Source organism: Bradyrhizobium sp. AUGA SZCCT0158 (assembly GCF_018130065.1).
Classification (GTDB): domain Bacteria; phylum Pseudomonadota; class Alphaproteobacteria; order Rhizobiales; family Xanthobacteraceae; genus Bradyrhizobium.
Window position 1 is genome coordinate 258,859 of record NZ_JAFCME010000003.1, and the last position, 26,170, is coordinate 285,028.

22 protein-coding genes are annotated in these 26,170 nt (G+C 63.8%); 9 read left to right on the top strand and 13 right to left on the bottom strand.

The features are described from left to right. Positions 1-190: 190 nt before the first annotated feature. The 7 genes from JQ574_RS06035 to JQ574_RS06065 form a co-directional block, all read right to left on the bottom strand. Positions 191-1,759 (bottom strand): GMC family oxidoreductase, encoded by a 1,569-nt coding sequence (locus tag JQ574_RS06035; protein ID WP_212383394.1) that lies wholly within the window; start codon positions 1,757-1,759, stop codon positions 191-193. Between the two features lies 1 nt (position 1,760). Continuing rightward, a complete protein-coding gene (locus JQ574_RS06040; protein ID WP_212213457.1) occupies positions 1,761-2,045 on the bottom strand; it encodes a hypothetical protein in 285 nt (94 codons plus the stop codon). Positions 2,046-2,065: 20 nt separating this feature from the next. After that, positions 2,066-3,484, bottom strand: coding sequence for a M20 family metallopeptidase (locus JQ574_RS06045; RefSeq protein WP_212213455.1), 1,419 nt, complete (start codon positions 3,482-3,484; stop codon positions 2,066-2,068). A 732-nt stretch (positions 3,485-4,216) separates the two neighbouring features. After that, complete coding sequence (locus JQ574_RS06050) at positions 4,217-6,436, bottom strand: bifunctional diguanylate cyclase/phosphodiesterase (RefSeq protein ID WP_212209667.1); 2,220 nt, start codon at positions 6,434-6,436, stop codon at positions 4,217-4,219. Positions 6,437-6,776: 340 nt separating this feature from the next. Then, complete coding sequence (locus tag JQ574_RS06055; RefSeq protein WP_249119137.1) at positions 6,777-8,894, bottom strand: methyl-accepting chemotaxis protein; 2,118 nt, start codon at positions 8,892-8,894, stop codon at positions 6,777-6,779. Positions 8,895-8,971: 77 nt separating this feature from the next. After that, entirely contained in the window at positions 8,972-10,147 is a 1,176-nt protein-coding gene (locus JQ574_RS06060; RefSeq protein ID WP_212209668.1) for an ABC transporter substrate-binding protein, read from the bottom strand. Between the two features lie 377 nt (positions 10,148-10,524). Further along, a complete protein-coding gene (locus JQ574_RS06065; protein ID WP_212209669.1) occupies positions 10,525-10,926 on the bottom strand; it encodes a L,D-transpeptidase in 402 nt (133 codons plus the stop codon). 275 nt (positions 10,927-11,201) lie between these two features. Here JQ574_RS06065 and mepA point away from each other — a divergent pair, with 275 nt between their 5' ends. The 5 genes from mepA to JQ574_RS06090 all read left to right on the top strand — a co-directional run bounded on the left by mepA (position 11,202) and on the right by JQ574_RS06090 (position 14,953). Beyond that, positions 11,202-12,149, top strand: a complete 948-nt coding sequence (gene mepA / locus JQ574_RS06070; RefSeq protein ID WP_212209670.1) for a penicillin-insensitive murein endopeptidase — start codon at positions 11,202-11,204, stop codon at positions 12,147-12,149. A 180-nt stretch (positions 12,150-12,329) separates the two neighbouring features. Beyond that, the gene (gene modA, locus JQ574_RS06075) at positions 12,330-13,115 is read left to right on the top strand and encodes a molybdate ABC transporter substrate-binding protein (RefSeq protein ID WP_212209671.1); all 786 of its coding nucleotides are present in this window, start codon (positions 12,330-12,332) and stop codon (positions 13,113-13,115) included. Then, entirely contained in the window at positions 13,115-13,810 is a 696-nt protein-coding gene (modB, locus tag JQ574_RS06080) for a molybdate ABC transporter permease subunit (protein WP_212209672.1), read from the top strand. The genes modA and modB overlap by 1 nt, the downstream gene beginning before the upstream one ends. A gap of 2 nt (positions 13,811-13,812) precedes the next feature. Further along, positions 13,813-14,487: a molybdenum ABC transporter ATP-binding protein gene (gene modC, locus JQ574_RS06085; RefSeq protein ID WP_212209673.1), complete on the top strand. Its 675-nt coding sequence runs from the start codon at positions 13,813-13,815 to the stop codon at positions 14,485-14,487. Positions 14,488-14,656: 169 nt separating this feature from the next. Then, entirely contained in the window at positions 14,657-14,953 is a 297-nt protein-coding gene (locus JQ574_RS06090; protein ID WP_212209674.1) for a hypothetical protein, read from the top strand. 74 nt (positions 14,954-15,027) lie between these two features. Here the strand turns inward: JQ574_RS06090 and JQ574_RS06095 are convergent, their stop codons facing one another. From JQ574_RS06095 to JQ574_RS06120, 6 genes are all read right to left on the bottom strand, one after another. Then, complete coding sequence (locus tag JQ574_RS06095; RefSeq protein WP_212209675.1) at positions 15,028-16,221, bottom strand: CaiB/BaiF CoA-transferase family protein; 1,194 nt, start codon at positions 16,219-16,221, stop codon at positions 15,028-15,030. A gap of 176 nt (positions 16,222-16,397) precedes the next feature. Continuing rightward, a complete protein-coding gene (locus JQ574_RS06100; RefSeq protein WP_212209676.1) occupies positions 16,398-17,327 on the bottom strand; it encodes a glycine reductase in 930 nt (309 codons plus the stop codon). A gap of 191 nt (positions 17,328-17,518) precedes the next feature. Next, positions 17,519-18,121, bottom strand: a complete 603-nt coding sequence (locus JQ574_RS06105) for a hypothetical protein (RefSeq protein WP_212209677.1) — start codon at positions 18,119-18,121, stop codon at positions 17,519-17,521. After that, on the bottom strand, positions 18,118-18,819 hold the full coding sequence (locus JQ574_RS06110) for a hypothetical protein (protein WP_212209678.1): 702 nt from the start codon (positions 18,817-18,819) through the stop codon (positions 18,118-18,120). Before JQ574_RS06110 ends, JQ574_RS06105 begins: the two co-directional genes overlap by 4 nt. 106 nt (positions 18,820-18,925) lie before the next feature. Next, the gene (locus tag JQ574_RS06115) at positions 18,926-19,786 is read right to left on the bottom strand and encodes a hypothetical protein (protein ID WP_212209679.1); all 861 of its coding nucleotides are present in this window, start codon (positions 19,784-19,786) and stop codon (positions 18,926-18,928) included. A 148-nt stretch (positions 19,787-19,934) separates the two neighbouring features. After that, positions 19,935-21,728 (bottom strand): potassium/proton antiporter, encoded by a 1,794-nt coding sequence (locus JQ574_RS06120; RefSeq protein ID WP_212209680.1) that lies wholly within the window; start codon positions 21,726-21,728, stop codon positions 19,935-19,937. A 273-nt stretch (positions 21,729-22,001) separates the two neighbouring features. Here JQ574_RS06120 and JQ574_RS06125 point away from each other — a divergent pair, with 273 nt between their 5' ends. From JQ574_RS06125 to JQ574_RS06140, 4 genes are all read left to right on the top strand, one after another. Next, on the top strand, positions 22,002-23,318 hold the full coding sequence (locus JQ574_RS06125; RefSeq protein WP_409363413.1) for a mechanosensitive ion channel family protein: 1,317 nt from the start codon (positions 22,002-22,004) through the stop codon (positions 23,316-23,318). 117 nt (positions 23,319-23,435) lie between these two features. Continuing rightward, entirely contained in the window at positions 23,436-24,260 is an 825-nt protein-coding gene (map, locus tag JQ574_RS06130) for a type I methionyl aminopeptidase (RefSeq protein WP_212209681.1), read from the top strand. Beyond that, a complete protein-coding gene (locus tag JQ574_RS06135; protein WP_212209682.1) occupies positions 24,261-24,950 on the top strand; it encodes an HAD family phosphatase in 690 nt (229 codons plus the stop codon). 251 nt (positions 24,951-25,201) lie between these two features. Next, on the top strand, positions 25,202-26,161 hold the full coding sequence (locus JQ574_RS06140) for an MBL fold metallo-hydrolase (protein WP_212209683.1): 960 nt from the start codon (positions 25,202-25,204) through the stop codon (positions 26,159-26,161). Positions 26,162-26,170: the final 9 nt, after the last annotated feature.

A 26,170-nucleotide genomic window follows, 5' to 3' on the forward strand; every position in this document is an offset into this window, starting at 1 on the left:
CCCGGGGTTTGAATCCCGGGACGCGCGTCAAATATCGCGTATCGAACCCGGGAAGCGCGCAGACGTAAACATGGTCGCCTCCATCGATGGCGTTGCGGAGCCGTCCCAATAGCCAGTTTTCCGCCGATGCGCAACCCGGGAATGCATCCTGCCGGCAGTTCACCTGACGCCCGGCTAGCGTCGGTCTTCCTCATCTCTCAGCTTTCAACCGATCCGCCATTCGCTCGGCGATCGCGACCGTCGTCAGATGCGTGTTGGCGCGCGGGACTTCGGGCATGATGGAGGCGTCGATGACGCGCAAACCAGTGCAGCCGATCACGCGGCATTCGGGATCAACCACGGCGCGAGGGTCGTCGGCGGCGCCCATGCGGCAGGTGCCGCTGGCGTGCTGGGCGTCGCTGCACTCAGTGAACAGCCAGTCGTCGAGCTCAGTGGCGCTGAGCGCCTCGTCCATCGAGCGTCCGGTCGCGCCATACTCGACCCGGTGGGCGATGTCGGTGATGGCGGGCTGCAGGCAGATCTCGCGCAGGCGGCGCACGCCGTCGCGCATCCGAATGAGATCGCTGCGATCGGACAGCATGCGCTCCTCCACCGCCGGATCGATGGTCGGGTCTGTCGTGGTGATGCGGACGTGGCCCTGGCTGAACGCCTGATAGACCGACACCGCGATGCGGCCGCGCGCGGTGCTGGCCGTCTGATTGTCGTCGCGAGCGAGGTTGCCGGCGATCATGATCATATCGTTCTCACCGGCGTCTGCGAGGCCGGAGCTGTAGCGCAGGCAGCAATTGGTGTGCCGGTGCATCAGCGTGTTGACCTGGCCGTGCTCGCGTAAGTGCAGCAGCGCATCCATGATCGGATGATCGAGCAGGTTTTCGCCCACCGGCAGGTCGGCCAGAACAGGGATGCCCAACCCTTCCAGCAATGGCGCAGGACCGATGCCGGAGCGCTGCAGAATCGCGGGCGAGTGAATGGCACCGGCGCAGAGGATCACCTCATGCTTCGCCGCGGGTGCATATGATTTGCCGCCGATGCGCACCCGGACCGCGCGGGCGTGCAGCCGGTTGCCTTCGAACTCGATTCCTTCGACCAGGGCATCACCGACGATCCGCAGATTCTCGCGGCCGCGCGCCGGCTCCAGATAGCCGTCATTGGTGGAGACGCGGCGCCCGGCCTCGCTGTTGATGGCGTAGGGCGACACACCGGTGCCATCAGGCGCGTTGTGGTCGTCGCACCAGCCATAGCCGAGCCCGAGCGCGGACTGGCGCAGCGCCCGGTCCACATTTCCCCAATCCGGCACCGGCGCGCGATACACCGGGATCGGGCCGCGATCGCCGTGATAGGGCGCGTCGGGAAAATTCTTGTCGGTCTCGAGCTTGCAGAACCAGGGCAGCATCGCGTCCCAGCCCCACCCCTCGCAGCCGCTTCTCTCCCAGCGGTCGAGATCGTCGGGCACCGCGCGGATGGCGATCTGGCCGTTGATCGTGGAACTGCCGCCCATGGCACGCCCGCGCCACAGCAGGCGCGGCGCCTGCCGCTCGGTTCGCCTTGCCAAGAGCTTGGGCCAGCGGAAATTGTCATCGCCGATGGCGCGCATCGGGTTCGGGATCTGGATGTGCTCCGGCGTGTCGGCGGTGCGAAAATCCTGCCCGGCCTCGAGCAGCAGCACGCGGTGCAAGGGATCCTCGCTGAGGCGCGCGGCCAGCGTGGCACCGGCGGAGCCGCCGCCGATGATGATCGTGTCGTACTCGGAATCAATCATGCTACGAGGTTGTTCCGATCTTTTCGCGCTTAAACAATTTGCTGAAATGAGCTGAGCGGTCGTCGTAGCTTTCGTCGCTCTCCCCTTCCTCCCGATCGAGAACGAACTCAGCTTCGAGGTCGACATGATTGTAGGCGAGAATGCTCATTTCGCCGGGTTCGCGTTCCATATCCCGAAGGAGGAGCTGCGACACATATTCTTCGGTCGTCAAACCCTGCTGTTTAGCGCGGTTGGCGGCTGCCGTCGCGACCGCACGGTCAATATTGATGGTCGCGAGTTCACCCATGTGCTGTACCTCGTCCCAACTCAACCCAGCGACATATCCAGCGGCGGCGCGACGTTATCCGGCAACGGACAGACATAGGGCGTGCGGGCGGTGCGCTTGTTGAGGTCGGCTTTCGCGGCGGCGATCAGCTCCGGCTCGCCCAGCGCCTGGACGCCGAGCGCGGCCATCGCCTTGGCGGCCTGCACCATGGCCTTGTGGGCATGCGGGCTCTTGCCCTGGGCGACGATCTGCCAGGTGTGAAACGGCGTTCCGATGGCGACCGTGGGGGCGTGGACCTGAACGGTCGGGACCACCCAGCTGACATCGCCGACATCGGTCGAGCCGATCTGCGGATTGCGTTTTGCATTTAGCGGCACGATGAAATCGGCCAGTGGGCGGTCGGTCGGATCCATGCCGATCGAATGATAGACGGAGGCGATGTCCTTGTCGGTCAAAGTGGCGCGGATCTTCGTGGCGAATTCCTTGTCCGCTTCGTCGAAATGCGGGGGACCAAGTTCTTCCATGATGCGGTGCAGGGTTTGCTCGAGCGGGGTGTTGTCCAGAACATTGGAGACGGCGGAAATGATCCGCATCTCCACACTCGTTTCGGTCATCAGCGCGGCGCCTTGCGCGATCTTGTGCACGCGCCCAACCAACGCGTTCATCCCGGGCAGATCGCGGTCGCGGATCGAATAGCGCACGCGGGCGTGGGCCTGCACCACGTTGGGGGCAATGCCGCCGGTGTCGAGCAGCGCGTAATGGACGCGGGCTTCGCTCGGCATGTGCTCGCGCATGTAGTTGACGCCGACATTCATCAGTTCCACCGCATCGAGCGCGCTGCGGCCAAGATGCGGCGAGACCGCGGCATGCGACGCGCGCCCGGTGAAGATGAAATCGGCGCGCGTGTTGGCAAGCGACGGCGTCACCGCGACCTCCCAGAAACTGTTGGGGTGCCAGGTGATGGCGATGTCGGCATCATCGAAGGCGCCCGAGCGCACCATGAAGGTTTTCGCCGCACCACCTTCTTCGGCGGGGCAGCCGTAATAGCGCACGCGGCCCGGAATCTTGCTCGCGGCAAGCCAATCCTTCACGGCGGTAGCGGCGAGCAGTGCCGCCGAGCCCAACAGGTTGTGGCCGCAGCCATGGCCATGGCCGCCGGCCTCGATGGGGCGGTGTTCCGCGACGCCCGCCTCCTGGCTGAGGCCGGGCAGCGCATCATATTCGCCAAGGAAGGCGATGACGGGACCGCCTTCTCCCCATTCGCCCATCAGGGCGGTGGGAATATCGGCGACATTCTCGGTGATGCGGAAACCCTGATGGCGCAGTTCGGCCAGATGTTCGGCGGCAGAGCGCGCCTCGGTGTAGCAGACCTCGGGCATCGCCCAGACCCTGTCGGCCAAATCGATGAAGCGCGGCTTGATGACGTCAATGCCCCGCCAGATGTCGCTGCGATTGTCCATGCTACGGTCCCCAATCGTTGTTTGGATGAAATCGTATCAGCTTCGCCTGACGCGGCCTAGCGCCGGGCGGGTGACCTGCCATGCGGCCGACGCGATGAATATGCGCCTGCAACCTCGCGGCGCGATGCGCCCGAGCTTTGCTGGAAATCTCGCCCACTCATTGAGAGGGCGCAGGGAAGACCGGGTGCGCGCTGCACCCGCGGTCTCGTGTGCGAATAGTGCAAAGAAAGCTGCACACGAGCATACAGGGCAGCGGAGAACACCCGGCCTTCCCTGCGCAATGGCTTTACGGCTTATGCCGTGCTCTCCCCGGAGACGAGTTCTTGGTTGACTCCGTCGCTGCCGTTCGGCTCTCGCCTACCCGACAGCTTGACACCTGCAACGGGCGCCAGGACCACACGGTTTTGCCGTACGCTTATCCACGCCATCGTCTCAGCGTAAACCAGCGTCCACCGCAACCCGCCCAACGTCCGTGACGACGGCCGACGCCCTTCTGACCAGGACGGGATGGCGATAGATGCGCACTGATTTGGGTCGGCCGGCAACAAAATATTTTTGATTTACAGAAGTTTTCTACTTGACACGATTTCCGTAAACCAGAACTGATTTGCCCGTCGGGTCAATTTGCCGCACTCAGCCGTCATTGCGAGCGAAGCGAAGCAATCCATCCCTCCCGGGGCTGGCTATGGATTGCTTCGCTGCGCTCGCAATGACGGGTGGTTAGACGCGGGCCTACGCCACCAGCGCCGCATCCACCTCGGCCCCCTCGCCCCGCTGCGCCTTCAGCAGGCTGATGATCTCGGCATTGGGGCGGGCACGGCTGAACAGAAAGCCCTGGCCTTCGTGGCAGCCTTCGTTGCGCAGGCAGCTCAGTTCGGCTTCGGTCTCGACGCCTTCGGCGGTGATGGTGACGCCGAGGCCCTTGCCGAGGCTGATGATGGAACGCACGATCGCCTGCGCATCGCGGTTGGAGCCGAGATCGCGCACGAACGACTGGTCGATCTTGATCTTGTCGAACGGAAAGCTGCGGAGGTAACTCAGGCTGGAATAGCCGGTGCCGAAATCGTCCATCGAGATGCGGACGCCGAGCGAGCGCAGCGCATGCAGCGTCGCCAGCACCTGGCTGCTCTTTTCCAGCACCAGGGTCTCGGTGATCTCGAGTTCGAGCCGCGTCGCCGCCAGACCGGTTTGCTTCAACGTTTCCATCACCATCGACAGCAGATTGCCGACGCGGAACTGCAGCGGCGACAGATTGACCGCGACGCGGACGTCGTCGGGCCATTGCGCGGCATCCATGCAGGCGCGGCGCAGCATCAAGCCGCCGACGGCGTTGATCAGGCCGGTCTCTTCGGCGACGGGGATGAACTCGCCGGGCGAGACCATGCCGCGTTCGGGATGCGGCCAGCGCACCAGCGCCTCGAAACCGGTGATGCGCCCGGTCGAAAGATCGACCAGCGGCTGATAATGCGGCCGCAGCAGATCGTTCTCGATCGCATGGCGCAGCTCGATCTCGATCTTGCGGCGGGACTGCGCGCGGGCGTCCATTTCGGCTTCGAAGAAGCTGAACGTACCGCGGAACTCGTTCTTGGCGCGCGACAGCGCCATGTCGGCGTTCTTCAGCAATCTCTCGGATTCGTCGCCATCGCCGGGCGACATCGCGATGCCGATGCTGGCGCCGATCACCACCGAATGGCCGTCGAGCAGATAAGGATCGCCGATCGCCTCCAGCAGACGCCTGGCCAGCAGCACGGCGTCTTCGGGGCGCGTCGCCCCGCTCTGGACGATCGCGAACTCGTCGGAGTTGAGGCGCGCCAGCACGTCTTCCTCACGCAGCGTCGATCGCAGGCGCTTGGCGACGCCGCGCAGCAGCTTGTCGCCGATGCCGTGGCCGAGCGTATCGTTGACCGCCTTGAAATTGTCGAGGCCGAGCACCAGCACGGCGACCTTTTCGGCGCTGCGCCGCGTATGCAGCAGCAGATCGTCCATCTGCTGACGCAGCAGGGTGCGGTTCGGCAATCCGGTCAGGCCGTCGTGCTGGGCCATGAAGGCCAGCCGCGCTTCGGCGCGCTTGCGTTCGGTGATGTCCATCAACGCCAGCAGCACGGCTGGCTGGTCGCCGTAAACCAGCTGGCGCGAATAGATCGCCAGATCGATCAAGGCGCCGTCGGCCCTGACATGCTTCCAGGTCCGGGCCGCCTGTTCGTCGCTGCTGCGATCGCCCGCCCACGGCAATTCCGGATCGAACGCCTGCAGACTGCGGATCGTCAGTCGCTCGAACTCGGTGCGGCTATAGCTGTAGTGCTGGACCGCGGCGTCGTTGACGCCGAGAATGCGCTCGCCATCGAGCGAACAAACGATCATCGGCACCGGGTTGCTGTCGAACAGCAGGCGGAATGACGCCTCCCGCTGTTTCAACTCGGTAATATCGACGCGCAGGCCGATGACGCCGCCGTCTTCGGTCAGCCGCTCGTCGATCAGGATGACGCGGCCATCGGCCAGTGTCTGCTCGTGACGATCGCCCGGCTGGTGAAGCCTGGTCAGACGCTCGGTGAGCCATTCCTCCTCGCGGCCAATCGCTTCCGGATAATCGCCGCGCTCGACGCCGACGCGGATGGTGTCCGCCAGCCGCGCGCCCGGCTCGAACAGATCCGAGCTGCGGTTGTAGATCTCCGCATATTTCTTGTTCCAGAGAATGTAGCGGCCTTCGGCGTCGAGAAACACGATGCCCTGGGGCAGGATGTCGATCGCCTCGCGCAGCCGTTCGTGCGATTTGCGCGCGTCAGCAATCGCGGCCTCCGCCTCGGCGCGCGTGCGCACGATTTCGCTGCGCTCGGTGGGACCTTGGCGGCGATCAGCTGAAAGCTTTGGGCTGGGTTTTACCGGTCGACCGAACAGGCGAGCAATCGAGGTTCGCTTTGGTTTCTTGATTGTCTTTGGCCTTATCTTCGGCATTGCTGCGTCTCATCCGCCTTCTGCGTGCAACGTTCTCCGATAAGTGTCTGAAAAAATGGTATCTCTTGCCGGTTCGAAGCGCCCCGCGCCCGGCTCTCCGGTGCCCGCTAAAAAGGCTGGTTCACGCTATGCGTGTGCCGCTGCAACAGGTGCGCGAGACCAAACGCAGATGCACACGCAGAATCTCATCCAGCGCACGAAAAGCACGCGACACGCATTCGGATTGTACACGGAATGCGCGAAATCTGCGCCGGCGCATCAATATGCGCCAATGGTCGGGACGGTTATTGAAGCGTTAAGCCGGCGCTGATCGCCGCACAATGCAAGCTGTCCAAAGGGATTAAGCCTCGCGCACCGTGTCGAGGAATTTGCCGACTTCCAGCCGGAGGCGGTTGCTTTCGCCGGACAGCGACTGGGCCGAGGAAAGAACCTGCGCGGAAGCGGAGCCGGTCCGGCGGGCACCCTGGTTCACATCGACAATGTTGGTGGCGACATCGGAGGTGCCCACTGCCGCCTGCTCGACATTGCGCGCAATCTCCTGCGTGGCGCTACCCTGCTGATCCACGGAGTTCGAGATCGTCGCCGCGATTTGCGAGATCCGGCCGATGGTGGTGCCGATCTGCTTGATCGCCAGAACCGATTCCTGGGTCGCCACCTGCATCCCGGCAATCTGGCTGCTGATTTCCTTGGTTGCATTGGCGGTCTGCGCGGCGAGCGCTTTGACTTCCTGCGCGACCACCGCAAAGCCCCGTCCCGAATCACCCGCGCGCGCCGCCTCGATGGTGGCGTTGAGCGCCAGGAGATTGGTCTGTTCGGCGATCGTGGTGATCAGATTGACGACGTCGCCGATCCGCAAGGCGGCCTTCGACAGCTCGTTGATGCGGGCGTCGGTCATTTCAGCCTGAGTGACGGCTTCGCCGGCGATCCGGTTCGACTCCTCGACCTGGCGGCTGATTTCGGCGACCGATGCGGTCATTTCTTCCGTCGCGGCGGCGACCGACCTGACGTTTGAGGAGGCCTCCTCGGACGCTGCCTCCACCCTGCCGGAGAGCTGCTGCGTCTCCTCGGCGGTCCGGGTCAGACTGGTCGCCGAGGCTTCCAGCTCCGTTGAGGCCGAGGATACCGTCTGCACGATCTCGCCGACCGCGGCCTCGAATTCGGCCGCCAGTTTCTGCATTTCCGCCTTGCGCTGGGCATGCGCTTGCTTTTCGGTTTCCGAACGTTCGGCGCGCAGCCGGTTCGATTCCAGCATGTTGTCCTTGAAGACCTGCAGCGCGCCTGCCATGTCGGCGATCTCGTCCGAGCCGCCGGTCGCGATATTGGCCGCCAGATCGCCCGCGGCAATCGACTTCATGCTGTTCTGCAGATGCACCAGACGGCGCACGACGCCGCGCCCGACATAGTACCAGCCAATGACCAGCGCCGTTAAAAGGCTGACGAGCGCAAGACTGATCAGGATGATGCGTCCCTGCCCGATCTCCGCCTCCGATTCACGGACCGCGGTGGCGGCGCCCGCTTCGCTGCGCTTTCGCAGGCTGGCGACTTCCTTCTCGAACTCCAGGGCGAGCGTGCGGTTCTCCGTCACCACGTTGGCGCCGGCCTTCGCGGCCACCAGTTCGCGTTGCTTGAGCTCGAAAATGTTGCCGGCATCCTTGCCGGTCTTGACCAGTTCGTCGACCAGTTTCGACGCTTCGGGATTCTTGAAGGTCGCGGCTGCCTTGCCAAGGCGGCCCGCGGTCGCCGTGAAGCGGTCCTTGACCGGCGGCAGCAGATCGGCGGACGGCAGGTCGGCGGCCTCCACCAGGATTCCCAGTATCAAATTGGATTCCGCACGCAACTCCAGAATGGCTTGCAGCGATGCCAGTTCGTTGTCGGCCAGCGCCGACAGCGTCTTCTGAACGACTTCCAGATCCTTGTTGTCGGCCGCGGTCTGCAGGCCCATCGTCAGGCTGAACCCGGCGTCATCGGCCATCGGCGCCAGTTTTTCGGCAAGCTTCTGATGCGATTTGCGCAAGCTCGCGACCAGCGCGTCGCGCGAGGCGGCAATGGTCTGGCGCTCGGTGACGGATTGCAACAGCCGGTCGAGATTGACCAGGATGCGATCGGCGGTCTTGCTGACTTTGGCGACGTCGTCGGCGGCGAGCGCGCCGATGCTCTGCTTGAGCTCCTGACGCGCCGCGGTCAAGATTCTGGAGGCGTGATCGCGCTCGGCCTGATCGGTCGCGGCGAGAAGGCGGGGTGCCGCGGCGGCGACGTCGCCGGCGGCCCTGGCGACCTCGGAGGCCCGCGTGATCTCAGGCAGGCTCTTCTCGGAGATCGCGCCCAGCGAACGCCCGAGGCTGTCGTAGGAGATGATCGCACTGCCGCTCGCCAGCACCGTGAGTGCGGCGACGACGCCAAAGGCCATAAACAGGCGACCGCGAAGGCCGAGGCGATACCACGACATGCCAGCGTTCATCGCAAAACTCCAATCAACAAAGCAAAATCGTGCCCGCGAGCAGCCGGGTGTTACCCGGTGCTCGCGACTTTCTGAACTTACGATCCGGACTTCTCGAGCCGGTCGACCGCCTTGAAGCTGCCGTCCGCCTGGATCACGGTCAGGAACACTTCATTCGAGCCGCGGTTGCTGGTGGGGCTGTAGGAGAGCTTGAAGCCGCCGAGATCGAGGCTGCCGGCTTTTTGCACGGCGTCGATCATGGCCTGGCGGGTGAGGTCGCCATCAACCTTCTCGAGCGCTGCGGCAATCGCACGGCCGACGAGGTAACCCTCGAGCGAAACGAAGCCGGGCTGCGCGTCGGGCGCGCTGGCCTTGAGCGAAGCATGGTAGCGCCCGACCACCGGGATCGCCGCATCCTTCGGGAACGGAACGACCTGCGTGATCACGACGCCGGTGCCGGCAGCGCCGAGTTCCTTTGCAAGCGCATCGGACCCGACAAAGGAGATGTTCACGAAAGTGGCGTCGAGCTTGATCTGCTTGGCCAGCTTGATGAACTCAGCCGCGGGCTTGTAGGGGCTGATCATGATCACGGCCTGGGGCTCGACCTTCTTGATGGCCAGCAGCGCGGCTTTCACGGCCACGGTGTTGCGCTCGAAGGTGCCTTCGCCGGCAAGCTGCATCTGCCGCTTTTCGAGCGCCTTCTTGACGCCGGCAAGGCCGGCCTGACCGAAAGCGTCGTCCTGGTACATGATCGCGATCTTGGTCGCGCCGAGGTCCTTGGTCACCCGTTCGACCATGGCTTCGGTTTCCTGGAAGTAGCTGGCGCGAATATTCATCACCAGCGGCTTGTGCGGCTCGCGCAGGAATTCGGCGCCGGTGAAGGCACCGATGAAGGGCGCGCCTGCCGCCGTTGCGATCGGCTGGGTGGCGGCTGAGGTCGGGGTGCCAACCGCACCGACGAGCGCGAACACCTTGTCTTCTTCCAGCAGCTTCTTGGCCGCTTCGATCGACCTGGTCGGCTCATAGCCGTCGTCGACGCTCTTGAGCTCGAGCTTGCGGCCCTTGACGCCGCCGGCCTTGTTGATCTCGGCGAAGGCCGCTTCCAGCCCGATCTTCATGCCCTGGCCCAAGGCCGAGGCCGGACCGTCAAGCGCCGCGGCTTGACCAAACACGATCTTGTCGGCCGACACGCCGTTTTCGGCGGATGCGGGAATGCTGGTCGCGAGGAGAACAGCCGACGCAGCAAGGAAGGCGTTGAACGGAGTAGCTCGCATATGATTGTCCTTTGGCGGGTGTAATGGTCGAACGGATCTGCTGGCCCGGTCATCGTTGGCATGACGACACAGCAACACTGCGTTGCGATTGTGAGCCAGATAGCTTCAGAACAGATTAATGATTTGAGCGGTGCGTATTTGTACGGTTGCGCGATCGAGGCGAGGTTCGCGGCGGAGTTGCAGCCGTGAACACGCAGCCCGCACAAGGCGATCGTGGCCCAATCAAAATTGGCAGGGAATACCCGAGCGTGAATCGCCACTTGCGCGGATCAGCGACAAGTGTCCGGAATTCCAGCGGGGACCGGCAAGGTTATCGAAGGGTTAAGCTGATCGCCTGTCCGTGCGACGCAGTCCCGATTGTTCTTCGACACGATAGCTTAGTTGATCTGAATCCGCGTATTGCGTTGGCCGTTGCGCTGTACCAGCGCGAACAGCGCCGCCGCATGCGACGGGTGCAGCCTGACGCAGCCATGCGAGGCGCGGCCGCCGAGCCGCTTGATATCCGTGGTGCCGTGAATGGCGAATCCGTAATGGAAGAAGATCGCGTGCGGCATCGGCGAATTGTAGTATTTGCGCGAGAAGTAATGTCGATGCATCGATTGCGGACGGAATACGCCGCTCGGCGTGCCATAGCCGCTGCGGCCGGTCGAGACCGGCCAGCTGTACCGCGTCGCGCCGTCGATGCTGACGGCCATGCGCTGGGATGATTTGTCGATCTGGACCACGACCGCGGCGCGTGCCGGGCTCAGTGCCAATGCCGACATGAAAATCGCGGCCATACATGACAGCCGCAAACCCAATCGAAATTTCATAATGACGCCCTGCCGTCAAAAAAAGCTCTCTAATGGCGGCATGATGTGTTTTGGAAACGCGCCCCTGTAAAGAGCGGCGGCCCGGCCGGGCGCAAAGGGTCCGAATTAATCTTAACCCGGGGCGACCGGAATAGCGTGGAAATGCTGCGTGCAGATGCTGTGGGAGATTAAACAATTGCGATTGGTACGGTTGTCCCGCGCGGCCGATTCCATGTTACGTCTTGGGCAGCTAGAGTGATCCGATGACACCCCGCCTGATTCTGATCTCGCTCCTGGTTTTGATCGGTCTCGCCAATGCCACCCTGGCATGGGCGCAGGACAAAGGCAGCGTTGATCCCAAGCCGCTGCCGCCGCTGGCCAACCCCAACGATCCCAACATCGCCGCCAAGGAGTTGTTCGGCCGCAAGCTGCTGCCGGCAGCGACGCCGACGCGGGTGCTGGGCTTTTACGCCCATGGCTGCATCGCGGGCGCGGAGGGACTGCCGATCAACGGCGACACCTGGCAGGTGATGCGGCTGTCGCGCAATCGCTACTGGGGGCATCCCGACATGGTCGCGCTGGTGAGGCGGCTGGCCAACAAGGCGCACAGAGATGCCGGCTGGCCCGGCATTCTGGTCGGCGACATGTCGCAGCCGCGCGGTGGCCCGATGTTGACAGGCCATGCCAGCCATCAGGTGGGGTTAGATGCCGACATCTGGCTGACGCCGATGCCGAACCGCCGGTTGTCGCGCAACGAACGCGAGGAAATGTCGGCAGTCATGATGGTGCGCTCCGACCGGCTCGACATCGATCCCAAAGTGTTCACACCAGGTCATCTGGTGGTGATCCGCGCCGCCGCGCAGGAGCCGACGGTGCAGCGCATCTTCGTCAATGCCGCGATCAAGAAGGCGCTGTGCCGCGAAGCCAAGGGCGATCGCAGCTGGCTGCACAAGGTGCGGCCGATGTACGGCCACGACTATCATTTCCACATCCGCATCAAATGCCCGCCCGGCGCCGGCGAATGCGAGAGCCAGCCCGATCCGACCGAAGGCGAAGGCTGCAGCGCCGGCGACCTCGCCTTCTGGTTCAAGGACTCGGTTCTCCATCCGAAACCGCCGCTCATTCCGCCGAAACCAAAACCGCCGATGACGATGGCGCAGCTTCCCCCGGCCTGCAAAGCGGTGCTGACCGCACCGGATGCAAAGCAATAGCTGGCGGCGCGGAGCCTTTGCGCCGCCCCAACAATGCTGTAAGCTCGGCCGCGCGATATCCCGACCGACCGTAAGTCATCGGGATTGCCGGAACGGCGCTTCCGCCTGTCGCATCCCTGACCCAACCAATACCTGATTTGCGCGCGCGAGCCGCGCCGCAGACTCGCACGGAGCGCCAACATGCATCGTCCCGCCGGAATTTTTGCCGCCTTTTTCATTCTGTTTGGCGCGATCCAATCGCCCGCTGCCGCACAGGACAAGACGGTTACGGTGTTCGCCGCCGCCTCGATGAAGAATGCGCTCGATGACATCGACGCCGCCTATACCGCCAGGACCGGCGTCAAGATCACGGTAAGCTACGCTGCGAGCTCGGCACTGGCAAAACAGATCGAACAGGGCGCGCCGGCCGACGTGTTCATATCCGCCGACACCGACTGGATGGATTATGCGATCGGAAAGAAAACCCTCAACGAGCCGACCCGGGTCAACCTGCTCGGCAATTCCATCGTGCTGATCGCTCCGAAGGATTCGAAGATCGACAATGTCAGCATCGGCGCGGGCTTCGATCTCGCCAAGCTCGCGGGTGACGGCAAGATCGCGACCGGCGACGTCAAATCCGTGCCGGTCGGAAAATACGCCAAGGCGGCACTGGAGAAACTCGGCGCCTGGCAGGCGGCCGAGCCGAAATTCGCGATGGCCGACAGCGTGCGCGCGGCGCTGACGCTGGTGGCGCGCGGTGAAGCCACACTCGGCATCGTCTACTCCACCGACGCCAGGGTCGAGCCCGGCGTCAAGGTCGTCGGCACCTTCCCGGGCGATTCCCATCCCGCGATCATTTATCCGGTCGCAGCGACCACGACCGCCAAGCCGGAGACCTCGGATTATCTTGCCTTCCTGCGCTCGACCGCGGCCAAGAACATCCTCGAAAAATACGGCTTCAAGTTCCTGGTCAGCCCCTCGACCTGATGTTCGATATCTCGCCGACGGAATGGACGGCGATCCTGCTCTCTCTGCGGGTCGCCATCATCGCAACGCTGGTGGCGACGCCGTTCGGCATCGCGCTGGCGTGGCTGCTGGCGCGGCACAATTTCTGGGGCAAGTCGATCCTCGATGCGTTGGTCCATCTGCCGCTGGTGCTTCCGCCGGTCGTGACCGGCTATCTGCTGCTGCTCACCTTCGGCCGCCGCGGCATGGTCGGCGCGTGGCTGGCCGACAATCTCGGCATCGTGTTCGCGTTTCGCTGGACCGGAGCTGCGCTGGCCTGCGGCGTGATGTCGTTTCCGCTGCTGGTGCGGCCGATCCGGCTGTCGATCGAGGCGATCGACCGCCGGCTGGAACAGGCATCGAGCACGCTCGGCGCGGCACCGTGGCAGGTGTTTGTCACCGTGACCCTGCCGCTGGCGCTGCCGGGCATACTGGCCGGCATGGTGCTCGGCTTTGCCAAGGCGATCGGCGAGTTCGGCGCCACCATTACGTTCGTGTCGAACATTCCCGGTGAAACCCAGACGATTTCCTCGGCGATCTATTCGCTGATCCAGACACCCGACGGCGACCGCGCGGCGGGACGGCTGGTGCTGATCTCCATCGTGATCGCGATGGGCGCGCTGATCGCATCCGAGTGGTTCGCACGGCGCGCCACGCAGCGCCTGCACGGGAACTGACCATGCTGCGCGTCGAGGTCACAAAGCAGCTTGGCGAGTTCTCGCTGGAAGCCTCGTTCACCAGCGAGGGCCGCGTCACCGGCCTGTTCGGCGCGTCCGGCGCCGGCAAGAGCTCGCTGATCAACATGATCGCGGGCTTGCTGCGGCCCGACCGCGGCGTCATCACCCTCGACGGCGAAACGCTCGACGACACCTCGACGGGCGCGCACGTGCCGCCGCACCGCCGCCGCATCGGCTATGTGTTCCAGGATGCCCGGCTGTTTCCGCATCTTACCGTGCGGCAAAATCTCGACTACGGCCGGCGCATGAACCGCCTCACTGAAGATCCCGCGCAGCATGCGCGCATCACCGATCTGCTCGACATCGGCGGCCTGCTGGATCGCCGGCCCGGAAAACTCTCCGGCGGCGAGCGTCAGCGCGTCGCGCTCGGCCGCGCGCTGTTGTCGAAGCCACGATTGCTGCTGCTCGATGAGCCGCTGGGATCGCTCGACGAGGGACGCAAGGTCGAAATCCTGCCCTATCTGATCCGGCTGCGCGACGAAGGCATCCCGATGGTCTATGTCAGCCACGATGCCGCGGAGCTGCGCCAGCTCGCGACGCAGATCGTGATGTTGCGCAACGGACGCGTCACCGCGCTCGGCGGCGTCAAGGTGCTGACGGGCAGCACGCCTGCTTGATATCGTCCGTGATCCAGATCACGTTCGATCGGCGCAGAATCCAAGAAATCCAGTGTTTATAGGCACTTCCTGAACACCCGTTCAGAAAAATCCTTCGAACTATTTTCGCGGGCGACGCGTCTCATAAGCGCATCAGGCAATCACGCCTAGCACAATGGAGACTACAACTATGTTCCGTAAAATCGCTCTTGCAGCTGCTGCCGCGATCGCACTGACCGCTGCTGCTGTTGCCCCGGCTTCGGCTGGTGGCAAGGGTGGCCACGGTCATGGTGGTCATCACGGTCATGGCCATCACGGCCATCATCATGGTCATCATCATCACGGTCATGGCCATCATCACCACCACGGTCATCATCACCACGGCCACCACCACTTCGGCTCGTTCTACATCGGCGGAAGCTGCTGGCGGACGGTGTGGACCGACTTCGGACCGCGTCGCATCTACGTCTGCGGCCGCTATCTGTAAGCTGACGGCCGTCGCAAGAAGGTCTCAGTCGAAGGCTGGGGCCTTCTCCCTTTTGCAGGGTTGCGTCAACTCACCTAAACAATTTCGCGCGCCCGCAAATCCGCGATCGCGCCCGCGTCGTAACCGATCGAGGCCAGCACCTCATCGGTATGGGCACCCAATTCAGGCGCCATGCGGTCGAGCTTGCCGCCGCCATGGGCGAGCTGAAAACCGCTGCCGGCAAAACGAAGCCGGCCATAGGGCGTGTCGATTTCCTGAATGGCGCCGCGCGCTGCGATCTGCGGATGATCGATCACTTCCTCGACCTTCCAGATGCTGGCGCAGGGCGCGCCGGCCGCCTCCAGGACGGTCTCCCACTCGCGCGGATCCTTCTTCGACAGCGCCTCCTCGATGATGGCGCGCAAGGCCGGCTCGTTTTCCTGCCTCGCGAACCAGTCGACGAAGCGCGGGTCTTCCAGCGCGTCAGTGCGGCCGAGCGCCTTCATCAGCGACTGGTACTGCTTCTCGCTGTTGACGGCGAGCAGGAGATAACCGTCGCCGGCCTTGAACAGATTGGCGGTCGGCCGGCGGCTGACGGCCTGATTCCCGGAGAGTTGCTGGCGATGACCGGCAACCGCGTAATCCGCCACCTGACCTGAAAGAAACGCCAGCGTCGCTTCCAGCATGGAGACGTCGACCATCTGTCCCTTGCCGGTATGGGTACGCTGGAACAGCGCGCTGGAGACACCGAACGCCGCGGTCGAGCCGGACAACACGTCGCAGACCGCAAAGCCGGCGCGGGTCGGTCCGGTCTCGGCGTGGCCCGTAATGGACATGATGCCTGATAGAGCCTGGATCTTGCCGTCATAGCCGGCGCCAAGCCGCGCCGGACCGGTCTGGCCAAACCCCGAAATCGCGCAATAGATCAGCCGCGGGTTGATCGCCGAGAGCGCCGCATAGCCGATGCCGAGCTTGTCCATCACGCCGGGACGGAAATTCTCCATCACTACGTCGGCCTGCGCCGCGAGCTCCTTGACGATCGCGATCGCCTCCGGCTTTTGCAGGTCGAGCGTCAGGCTGCGCTTGTTGCCGTTGATCGCCTGCCAACCCGGGGCCAGACCGCGCTCGGCCCATTCGCGGGAGAGCGGCGTGCGGCGCATGTCCTCGCCCTCGCGCCGCTCCACCTTGATGACATCGGCGCCGAGCAGCGCGAGCTGGTAGCTCGCATAGGGGCCGGCCAGCACCTGCGTGAAGTCGAGAATCTTCACGCCTTCGAACGGTCGGGTCAATGGAGGTCCTCCTCGTTTTCTTCCCTCTCCCCTTGTGGGAGAGGGTGGCGCCTCACGAAGTGAGGCGACGGGTGAGGGGTTCTCTCCTCACGGCAACATTTCGAGATGAGGATAGAGACCCCTCATCCGGCGCTTCGCGCCACCTTCTCCCACAAGGGGAGAAGGAAGGCACCGCCTCACGCCGCGCGGTTGCCGCGCGCGATTTCTTTCTGCTTGTCGAATTCGGCGCGGCGCCGTGCCAGTTCTTCCGGGCTCATCTGCGCGATGTTGTTGTAGTCGAGCTTCCAGGAGGCATCGTCGCTCCAGCGCAGCGGCGATTGCATCGTGGTGCGCGCGCCGGACGCGGTTTCCAACAAGCGCAGCGCCAGTTCGAGCGTCTGCGCCTGCGAGGCCACATCCTGCGGCTTGCCGGAGGAGTTGCCGAGCGGAAAGTCCGAAAACAGGAAGCGCGGCACGGCGGCGTGTTCGACGATGTCCTTGGCGCAGCCCATCACCACGGTGGCGATGCCGTTGGCTTCGAGGTGGCGCGCGACCAATGCCGAGGTCTGGTGGCACACCGGGCAGTTCGGCACCAGCACGGCGACGTCGACCTTGTCGGCAAGACAACGCGCGAGGATGTCAGGCGCGTCGGTGTCGATGGTGACGCGATGGCTGCGATTGGTCGGCGCGCCGAAGAAACGCGGCGCCACCTCGCCGATCCGCCCCGCGGCTTGCGCCTTCAGGAGCTGCGGCAGCGGAAACCAGGTGCCGCTGTCGGTTGCTGTGGTGTGCTTGCGGTCATAGCCGATATGCGAGATGCGCAGATCGTGCTGTTTCGAGGTATCGCCGTCATACACCGTGTAGAATTTCGCGCCGCCATTATACGCAGCACCCGGACCCTGATCGCCCTTGGTGGGATCATATTGCGCGGCTGTGGTAACGATGGTCACCCGCGATTGCGCCAGCGGCTTTTTCAAAGGCTGGAACGGCGCATCGACGTAATGCGCCCAGCGGTAGGGCGTGGTGTAGCCGATCGCAGCGTAATAATCGCGGGTCCGCTGCATATACGGGACCGCGGAATCGTAGTCGGGCGCAAAGCCCAGTTGATCGTCGGACGGGCCGGACATTGTTGTGTCTCCTGCGTTTCCACCGTGAGGGCGCTGATCTTGAGCCTAAGCTAGTGATAGTCCGCCTGTTCCTCAACAGCGGATATTGCACGAGCCAAGACCCATGACCATGCGCGCCACGGCCGGACGGCAGGCCTTAACCGCAGGCTGGTATCTTGTTTTGCCGGTGCGGGTGCCGGCAACGGCGCGACCTAGTCGTCCTCCTCGGCCGGCTCACCCATTCTGCACGGGCGCAAAGCATCGCCGCCCTTGAGCACGATGATCGAGACCGCCGCATGATTCTGCCGGAAATCGTTGAGGCGGAAGATTCCGGCGGCGTAGCGTTCGCGCAGGCCTTGTTCCACCCTGGCGTCGATCGGATCACGGAATATCTCGCGCGCACGCAACAAACCCAAATCGCCATGGTCGCGGTACAGAGTCGAGGTGTGCTGCAAGCGCGAGGACAGATACCAGAACATCGCCGAGCGGTATTCCTTCAAGGCGTCTTTCGGGCAGGACTGCGGCGTACAGACACGCAAAGCCAGCGTGATCTTGTCGGGGTCAAAGTTGGGGAAACGATCATCGATCGAGCGCCCGCCGCGGTCGCGCGAGCCGCGCGAGGGAATGGCTTTCGTTCCAGCGACGTGCTGGCGGCCGTAGCAGGCCGGCGCCGTCTTCGGCTCGGACATGTATCTTTCCACGCGGGCGAAAACACCGAAGCCGACCATCGCGACGCCGCCGATGGCCAGACCCGTGGCAACCGCGCGCCAGCGGGTGAAGAAGCCCGAGGGCAAGCCTTGTTCGAGCATGCTCATCCGCATGCGTTCTTGCTGGGCCGAGCGGGGCCTACGACAGGCATCGGGGGCATCCCGCGCGGCGGCGGCGGACTTCCGAAGACTCCCGGCGTTCGGTTCGACATGAGCCGGGCAACATCGCTGGCCGGGATGTAACCGTCGGTTTCGAGCGCGACCAGACCTTCCTGGAGTTGCGGGTCGATCCGGGCGCTGGGCATGCCGGTCGCGCGTTGATTGTAATCGATCGGCCCCCCGGCAACCATTGCCGCCGGGCTGCCCACCTGCAATTGCCATTCTTCACGCGCCTGAACGACCAGCTTGGCATACTGCCGAATTGCCTCGTACAAATGATCCCGGTGCGGCTTCTGACAGAAGCGCTGCGGCTGTTCCCTGGTCAGGCACGCCACATAGGCGCCGCCGCGCACGACCCGGTGCTCGACGACATAGAGGCTATCGAAAGCTGCGTTCCTCTGCACAGCGGTCAGTTCGACCGTAGCGGCGCGGTCGGTGCAGATGCGATGAACTCTCTTCAGTTGTGCGTCACCGCCGCCGACCTGCTCGATCGCCGCAGCCGGATTGCCGGGGTTTGCGGTTTCGACGAAACCCCGGTCGAGCGACTTGCCCACCTGCTTCATGGAGTAGACACCGGCGCCGCCGATTGCGAATGCCAGTGCGACCCCGAGCGCCATGCCGCCGACCTGCTTGACCAGCGGCGGCATCCCGCCGTCGGAAGACGCCGGGATCGGTCGCCGCGCCTCGGGCGCCGGCTGCATCCCGCGCCGGCCGAAATCGCCATTCTGTCGACTCATGGGTTCTTCCTTTCGGTCAGCGGCGCGCGCGCTGCTTGCACAGGCGATCCAGGTCGCCGGCGTACATGGTTTTGTTGGCAGCGCCGTCGCTCTGCGCCAGACCCGAAGTCGGCGTGATGCGGGATGGATTGAGCAACAGAGTGTAGCGGACAGCATCGAACGGCAGACCAAAATGATCGGCCCAGTTCTGCAACGACGTACACAATCCCTGACGGCTGCTGACTTCGTCGCCGGTCGGGTCCACGGGGCGCGCAAAACTGGGGGCGCCAAACGTGCCGATCCGGAAGCCCGCCAGCGAGCCCGGTTGCGCGTCGAGAACGTCAAAGGCTGCATAGCCTTCAAATCCGACGCGTGGCGCCGATCCAGGCGTCAAGCCTTGCAGGCGCCAGCGGATCGGTTGATCGGCGATGATGACGACCCCATCACGCGGGACCTGCTTGAGGTCGAGTTGCAGCATCCGATAGCCGTCCTGATCGACGGCCAGTCGCGCCTGCGACGACGTTCCCCCGCCATCCGGTTTTGCGCTGTCGAATGCGACCGCAATAACCTGAAGCGATGCGGTCGCGCCGGAGGCCATTTCCGGCCTGCCGGTCAGCGCCCTGAGCCTCGCTATCTGCCGCCCGCGTTCCTTATCCAGTACCGAGGTGACGATGCCTGGCTTCGATGCTGGCTCGTCGCGGGGACCGGCGTGCTCCAGAATCTGCTGAAACCTGTTATTGTTGCGACCGACGACCGAGCCGAGCACGTGCCCATACGTCATCGTCAGCACGACAATCGGCGTGGCGATAAAACCGAGCACCGTGAACCAGACAAAGAAGCGAATGACCTGGTCAAGCAGCGGCGGTCGCGGCGGCGGATCTGTCTGCGTCACACTCATCAACGGCCCCGATGGCCGCCGGAGGGAACGCGACCTTACGGACCGAACTTACACGGAGAGGTTGAAAGGCTTTTTTGAGTACCAGACTAAAAGTCGCGCGATCCCGGCCATGTTTGATTAACGGGTTGTGTCTTTTCGAGACGACACCTCAAACCCCCGCGACCTGCGACCATATCTCGGCGAGCTTGCGCCTGAACCGCTGCATGCGCGTCAGGGGCACGGCCACTTCCTCTTCCTCGGGCAGTCGAAGGCCGATGACACTGACCCGGCCGCCACTGATGCTGCGCGCGACCAGGACGATGGGATCCAGCACCAGCTCGGCGCCTTCCTTTGGCGCGTGGTCGAGATGGATGTCGAAATGATCCGCCAGCGTCAGCTTGGCCTGCTCTTCACCGACCGCAACGCCGTAGATCGCAGCGAGTTCGCCCAGCGTGTGCTCGCCCGACACCGTGAAATCGCCGAGCAGATGCGGATCGGGCGCCGAACTCGGCGCCATGTCGACGAAGAACCGATCCAGCGCCTCGGCCTTTTCCGGCGGCGCCAGCAGATAGATGTAGTCCCCGGGCGCGATCGGATCGGCCTCGATCGGCGAGAGGATCCGCTCATCGCGGATCACCAGCGTCGGCTTCGACCAGGACGGGATCAGCCCACGCCGGAAATACAGGCTCTTGGAGCGCACGGGGTAGCCGACCAGTTGCTGCTCGAGCTGGCCCGGCAGATCGAGCTCCACGCGGCGCGGGCCACGGTCCGCGCGGGGCAACGCCACATGCAGCAGCCGCGCCGCCGGCGCCAGCGTCCAGCCCTGCAGCAGCAGCGAGATGAAGACGACGACAAAGGCGACGTCGAAATAGAGATAGGCTTTCGACAGCCCCACCAGCATCGGGATCGACGCCAGGAAGATCGCTACCGCGCCGCGCAGGCCGGTCCAGGCAATGAAGAGCTTTTCCCGCCAGTTGAAGCGAAACGGCGCGAGGCAGAGAAACACCGCCAGCGGCCGCGCCAGCAGCATCAGCACCAGCGCCACCAGCACGGCCGGACCGATGCTGCTCACCAGCCGCTGCGGCGACACCAAGAGGCCGAGCATCACGAACATCACGATCTGCGCCAGCCAGGTCGCGGCATCGAGGAACGTCACCACCGAATTATGCGCGCGCGTCGGCCGGTTGCCGATGATGATGCCGGCGAGATAGACCGCGAGAAAGCCGCTGGCGTGCGCGATCTGCGCCGCCCCGAAAATCACCAGCGCCGCGGTGGCGACAAAGGGCGCATGCAGGCCTTGCGGCAGCGCCACGCGATTGAGCCCGACCACCACCAGACGGCCGCCGATCACGCCGACGACGGCGCCGAGCCCGGCTTCACGCACGAATTCCAACGCGATATGCGCGGCCGAGCTTTGACCGAGCGAAATGTACTGCACCAGCATCAGCGTAAGGAAGACCGCGAACGGATCGTTGGTGCCGGATTCGGCTTCCAGTGTCGCACCGACCCTGGGGCGCAGCCGCAGGCCCTGCGCATGCACCAGCAGGAATACCGCCGCCGCATCGGTCGAAGCGACGACGGCGCCGACCAGCAGCGACTCGCTCCAGTTCAGATCGAGCACGTATTTGGCGAATGGCGCGGTGACCAGGGCGGTGAGCAACACGCCGACCGTCGCCAGCACCGTGGACGGCGCCAGCACCGCACGGATGCTTTGAAACCGCGTTTTCAGACCGCCGTCGAACAGGATCAGCGCCAGCGCCACCGACCCCACCAGATAGGTCGAGCGTACGTCGTCGAAGCTGAGCTGGCCGGGCCCGGAATCGCCCGCCAGCATGCCGATCATCAAGAAGACCAGCAGCAATGGCGCGCCGAAGCGCAGCGCCAGCAGGCTCGAGAGAATTCCGGCCATGATCAGGACGGCTCCGAGCAAAATCGCCAGACTTACTGAATCGAGAGAAGCCATGAATCCAGGTAAGCCTCGAATCTAGAGAAGGTTTGCACCGCTGCAATGTTGGGCAAATACTTGCAATTGCATCCTTATCGTCGCCACAGTTGAACGCCAACCCATTTCTCCGGATAGCGGCAATGTGCCCGGTTTATCGGCCTAACTTGCCCTTGCGGACGTCTTGTATCGATGGCATCCGCAGCGGGCTTGTGGGAATCTGCCAGCGCTTCGAATCAATTTTGCATGATGGGGCAGCTGGATAAGCAACTTGCCCCGAACGAGATTTTGCCGATGGATCCGAAAGAGATTATCGAGTTGCTGCTCACCACCGCACGGTCGCTCGGCGCGGAAGTCACCTCGCCGTGGTTCTATCTGCAGTTTGGCCTGATCCTCGCCGGCGCAGGCATCGCCTATGCTTGCGACGCGGCGATTCGTTCGCGCATCGACATGACCTCGTTCGCGATGGGCTTGCCGCTGCCGCTTCGGCACTTCGCCCGCGTGCTGATCTTCAGCGCTTCCACCGCGGTGTTCGCCGTTCTGATGATCGCCGCCCGCATCGCAATGGTCCACTCGACCTGGCCGAGCCGCAGCTATCTCTTGGCGGTCTCCGCCAAGCTGGCGCTGGCCTGGCTGGTCATTCGCCTCGTGACATCGGTCATTCGCAACGAGTTCATCGTCCGCCTGGTGTCGCTGTCGGCGTGGCTGGTCGCCGCGCTCAGCGTCGTCGGCCAGCTTCAACCGACCCTGGACTTGCTGGATTCGGATGCGGCCTCGATCGTGCTCGGCGGATTGCGGCTGACGCCGCTGGTCCTGATCAAGCTCGGCGCCTTGCTGATCGTGGCGCTATGGCTGACCAACATCGCCAGCAACTTCGTCGAAAGCCGGATCACCCGCTCCGCGGATTTGACGCCGTCGATCCAGGTGCTGCTGGTGAAGATGATCCGGATGGGCCTGATGGTGCTGGCGGTCATCATCGCGCTCAGCGCCGTCGGCATCAATCTGTCCGCGCTCGCGGTATTTTCCGGCGCGGTCGGCGTCGGTATCGGTATCGGCCTGCAGAAGATCGTCGCCAATTTCATCTCGGGCATCATCCTGCTGGCAGACAAGTCGGTGAAGCCCGGCGATCTCGTCACCATCGGCGACAGTTCGGGGCGGATCAGCGCGATGAAGACGCGCTACATTTCGGTCGCCGCCGGCGACGGCCGCGAATTCCTGATCCCGAACGAGGATCTGGTGACCCAGAAGGTGGTGAACTGGACCTATACCGACAAGAATACGCTGGTGAAGGTGCTGTTCGGCGCCAATTACGACGCCGATCCGCGGCTGGTCTGCAAGCTGGCCATCGAGATCGCCGCGGCGGCGCCGCGCGCCATCAAGAACAAGCCGCCGAACTGCATCCTGACCGAGTTTGCCGAGGCCGGGATGAAATTCTCCCTGACCTTCTGGATCGCCGACCCCGACGGCATGGACACCGTAAAGAGCGACGTTATGCTGGCGCTGTGGGATGCCTTCAAGCGCGAGGGCATCCGGGTTCCCTACCCGGTGCGTGAAATCCGGGTCCGGGGCGGCGCGCTGCCTGTCGAATCCGTGGTTGAGGTTTCCAGCTGAAATCAAGCGTTTAGATGCCCCCCGGCCCCGAACCTTGGCTTGCACTGCAAGCTGCGATCATTAAATTAGGCTGCAAATCAGCCTTTGACGCCCTCAATTCCGAAGCATGACCCGCCCATGAGCTATATCGAAGCGACAGATACCTCCTTGCGAAAGACCGGACAGATCAAGCTGCATGGCGCGAGCGGTTTCGCCGGCATGCGCAAGGCCGGCGCGCTGGTCGCCAAATGCCTCGACGAGCTCACCGACATCGTCAAGGAAGGTATTCCTACCTCGCGGATCGACGAATTCGTCCGCGATTTCGCTTTCAGCCACGGCGCCTACCCGGCGACGCTGATGTATCGCGGCTACCGCTATTCGACCTGTACCTCGATCAATCACGTGGTCTGCCACGGCATGCCCGGCGACCGCGCGCTGAAGGAAGGCGACATCGTCAATATCGACGTCACCTTCATCGTCGACGGCTGGTACGGCGATTCCAGCCGCATGTATGCGATCGGCCCGATCGCCCGCAAGGCTGAACGGCTGATCGAGATCACCTATGAGGCGATGATGCGCGGCATTGCCGCCGTAAAACCCGGCGCCACCACGGGCGACATCGGCCACGCCATCCAGAGTTTTGTCGAGCCGCAAGGCATGAGCGTGGTGCGCGATTTCTGCGGCCATGGTTTGGGACGCATGTTCCACGACGAGCCGAACATCATCCATATCGGCAGGCCCGGCGAAGGCGTGGCGCTGAAGCCCGGCATGTTCTTCACCATCGAGCCGATGATCAATCTCGGCAAGCCGCATGTGAAGATCCTGTCCGACGGCTGGACCGCGGTGACGCGCGACCGCTCGCTGTCGGCGCAGTTCGAGCACTCGGTCGGCGTAACCGCCGATGGCGTCGAAATCTTCACGCTGTCGCAACGCCACGCCGAGAAGCCGCTGGTCAAGGCATAATTGGACCGGCGCGTAACCCTACCTCGCAAGCCGAAGGCCGTCGTCTTCGATATGGACGGCCTGCTGATCGACACTATTCCCGCCTATGTCAGCGCCATGGTGGAGGCCGGCCATGATGTCGGACACGTCGTCTCGAAAGACTATGTGCTGTCGCTGGTCGGGCTGCTCGGCCTTGAACTGGAAGCGCAGCTTCGCACCGATCATGGCACGGCATTTCCGCTTCCTGCCTATATGGCCGCAGTCTCGGCACGGCTTGGTCCGATCCTGGATGCCGGCGTTCCCTTGAAGACCGGCGCATCAGAATTGCTGGCAGCACTGGCACGGGCGGACATGCCAATGGCGGTCGGGACCTCGATGACGCGGAAGGAAGCGCTTCATCATCTGAACCGCTGCGAGGTCGAACATTTCTTCCGCACCGTCGCCGCGCGAGACGACGTGGCCCGCGGCAAGCCGCATCCGGACGTTCACCTGAAGGCGATGTCAGCGCTGGGGTTCGAGGTCCGCGATTGCCTGGTCCTCGAAGATTCCTTCAACGGCGTGCGCGCAGCGCACGCGACCGGCGCCATGGTGATCATGGTACCGGATGTCGTGGCGCCGACGCCGGAGATCGCAGCGCTTTGCACGCTGGTGGCCGCCGACCTGCATCAGGTCGGGGAGATCATCGGGAGGATGGAAGCCCCGGCCAACTAATTCCTGCCGTTCCGGTTAGTCATGATTGCAACGGCACGGGACGCTGGATGCCGATGCCGTGAGAACGACGGCCGACGCCGCTTGTTGCAAATGGTTCTTAATACCAATGCAGCCGTCTGCGCTCCTGCGGCAAGATGCCGATCCCTTGAGTTGAATCCATGCGGAATACGCCGCGCGCGACGGGGTAGAACTCGACGCGGACGCTCTCAGTCGGGGCCTCCGACGGGCGATCAACCAAGGGAGCAAGAACAATGTTCGAGATTTCACGTCGTGATCTGATTCTCGGGAGCACGGGGGCTGCGCTCGTATTCGGCCTCAAGGGGCCGGTTTCGTTTATCGATGCGGCACACGCGCAGCGCGCCGCGGACAGCCTCAAATACAAGGTCGGCGACATCGAGGTGTTCAGCCTGCATGAGGGCTCCGTCGAGCGCACCGTCACTGAAGCGATGGTCAAGAATGCCTCGCTCGACGACGTCAAGAAGGCGCTGAGCGCGGCGGGCATCGGGCCAGACAAGATCGACAACCCCTTTACCGTCACGGCGATCCGGACCGGTGGCAAGGTCGTGCTGTTCGATACCGGATTTGGCGGCAACGGTCCGGCCACCGTGGGCAAGCTCGCCGACAATATGAAGGCTGCCGGCCTCGATCCCGCGACCGTCTCCACGGTCGTGATCTCGCATTTCCATGGCGACCACATCTCCGGCCTGTGGGTGAAGGAGACCAGCGCGCCGGTATTTCCGAACGCGGAAATCATGATGCCAGAGGCCGAGTACAAGTTCTGGACCGATCCGGCGCTGGTCGAGAAGTTGCCGGAAGCCAACCGTCCGATCGTCAAGCGCATCCAGGCAACGTTCCCGACCTGGAAGAACATCAAGCAATATAATGACGGCGCCGACCTCGCGCCCGGCGTCAAGGCGATCGCCACGCCTGGCCATACTGTCGGACACATGTCCTTCCTGGTGGCCTCCGGTGGACAGCAGCTCTACATCCAGAGCGACGTCACCGGCATGCACCAGCTGTTCGTCAGGAATCCCGGCTGGTTCTCCAGCTTCGATGCCGATGGCCCGAAGGCGGAAGCCACGCGCCGCGCTCTGTTCGATCGTATCATCGCCGAGAAGGGCATGATCGCCGGCTATCATTTCGGCTTCCCGAATGTCGGCACCCTGTCGAAGGACGGCAACGGCTATGCGTTCGCGGCCGTGAAGGCCTGATCGCGCGCC

Excerpts from the sequence above, each read along its gene's own strand:
- JQ574_RS06065 (WP_212209669.1), bottom strand. The coding sequence starts at position 10,926 with ATGGCCGCGATTTTCATGTCGGCATTGGCACTGAGCCCGGCACGCGCC.
- map (WP_212209681.1), top strand. The coding sequence starts at position 23,436 with ATGAGCTATATCGAAGCGACAGATACCTCCTTGCGAAAGACCGGACAG.
- JQ574_RS06090 (WP_212209674.1), top strand. The coding sequence starts at position 14,657 with ATGTTCCGTAAAATCGCTCTTGCAGCTGCTGCCGCGATCGCACTGACC.
- modA (WP_212209671.1), top strand. The coding sequence starts at position 12,330 with ATGCATCGTCCCGCCGGAATTTTTGCCGCCTTTTTCATTCTGTTTGGC.
- JQ574_RS06045 (WP_212213455.1), bottom strand. The coding sequence starts at position 3,484 with ATGGACAATCGCAGCGACATCTGGCGGGGCATTGACGTCATCAAGCCG.
- JQ574_RS06110 (WP_212209678.1), bottom strand. The coding sequence starts at position 18,819 with ATGCCGCCGCTGGTCAAGCAGGTCGGCGGCATGGCGCTCGGGGTCGCA.
- JQ574_RS06035 (WP_212383394.1), bottom strand. The coding sequence starts at position 1,759 with ATGATTGATTCCGAGTACGACACGATCATCATCGGCGGCGGCTCCGCC.
- modB (WP_212209672.1), top strand. The coding sequence starts at position 13,115 with ATGTTCGATATCTCGCCGACGGAATGGACGGCGATCCTGCTCTCTCTG.
- JQ574_RS06105 (WP_212209677.1), bottom strand. The coding sequence starts at position 18,121 with ATGAGCATGCTCGAACAAGGCTTGCCCTCGGGCTTCTTCACCCGCTGG.
- JQ574_RS06120 (WP_212209680.1), bottom strand. The coding sequence starts at position 21,728 with ATGGCTTCTCTCGATTCAGTAAGTCTGGCGATTTTGCTCGGAGCCGTC.
- mepA (WP_212209670.1), top strand. The coding sequence starts at position 11,202 with ATGACACCCCGCCTGATTCTGATCTCGCTCCTGGTTTTGATCGGTCTC.
- JQ574_RS06040 (WP_212213457.1), bottom strand. The coding sequence starts at position 2,045 with ATGGGTGAACTCGCGACCATCAATATTGACCGTGCGGTCGCGACGGCA.
- JQ574_RS06125 (WP_409363413.1), top strand. The coding sequence starts at position 22,002 with ATGGATCCGAAAGAGATTATCGAGTTGCTGCTCACCACCGCACGGTCG.
- modC (WP_212209673.1), top strand. The coding sequence starts at position 13,813 with ATGCTGCGCGTCGAGGTCACAAAGCAGCTTGGCGAGTTCTCGCTGGAA.
- JQ574_RS06100 (WP_212209676.1), bottom strand. The coding sequence starts at position 17,327 with ATGTCCGGCCCGTCCGACGATCAACTGGGCTTTGCGCCCGACTACGAT.
- JQ574_RS06140 (WP_212209683.1), top strand. The coding sequence starts at position 25,202 with ATGTTCGAGATTTCACGTCGTGATCTGATTCTCGGGAGCACGGGGGCT.
- JQ574_RS06055 (WP_249119137.1), bottom strand. The coding sequence starts at position 8,894 with ATGAACGCTGGCATGTCGTGGTATCGCCTCGGCCTTCGCGGTCGCCTG.
- JQ574_RS06050 (WP_212209667.1), bottom strand. The coding sequence starts at position 6,436 with ATGCCGAAGATAAGGCCAAAGACAATCAAGAAACCAAAGCGAACCTCG.
- JQ574_RS06115 (WP_212209679.1), bottom strand. The coding sequence starts at position 19,786 with ATGAGTGTGACGCAGACAGATCCGCCGCCGCGACCGCCGCTGCTTGAC.
- JQ574_RS06060 (WP_212209668.1), bottom strand. The coding sequence starts at position 10,147 with ATGCGAGCTACTCCGTTCAACGCCTTCCTTGCTGCGTCGGCTGTTCTC.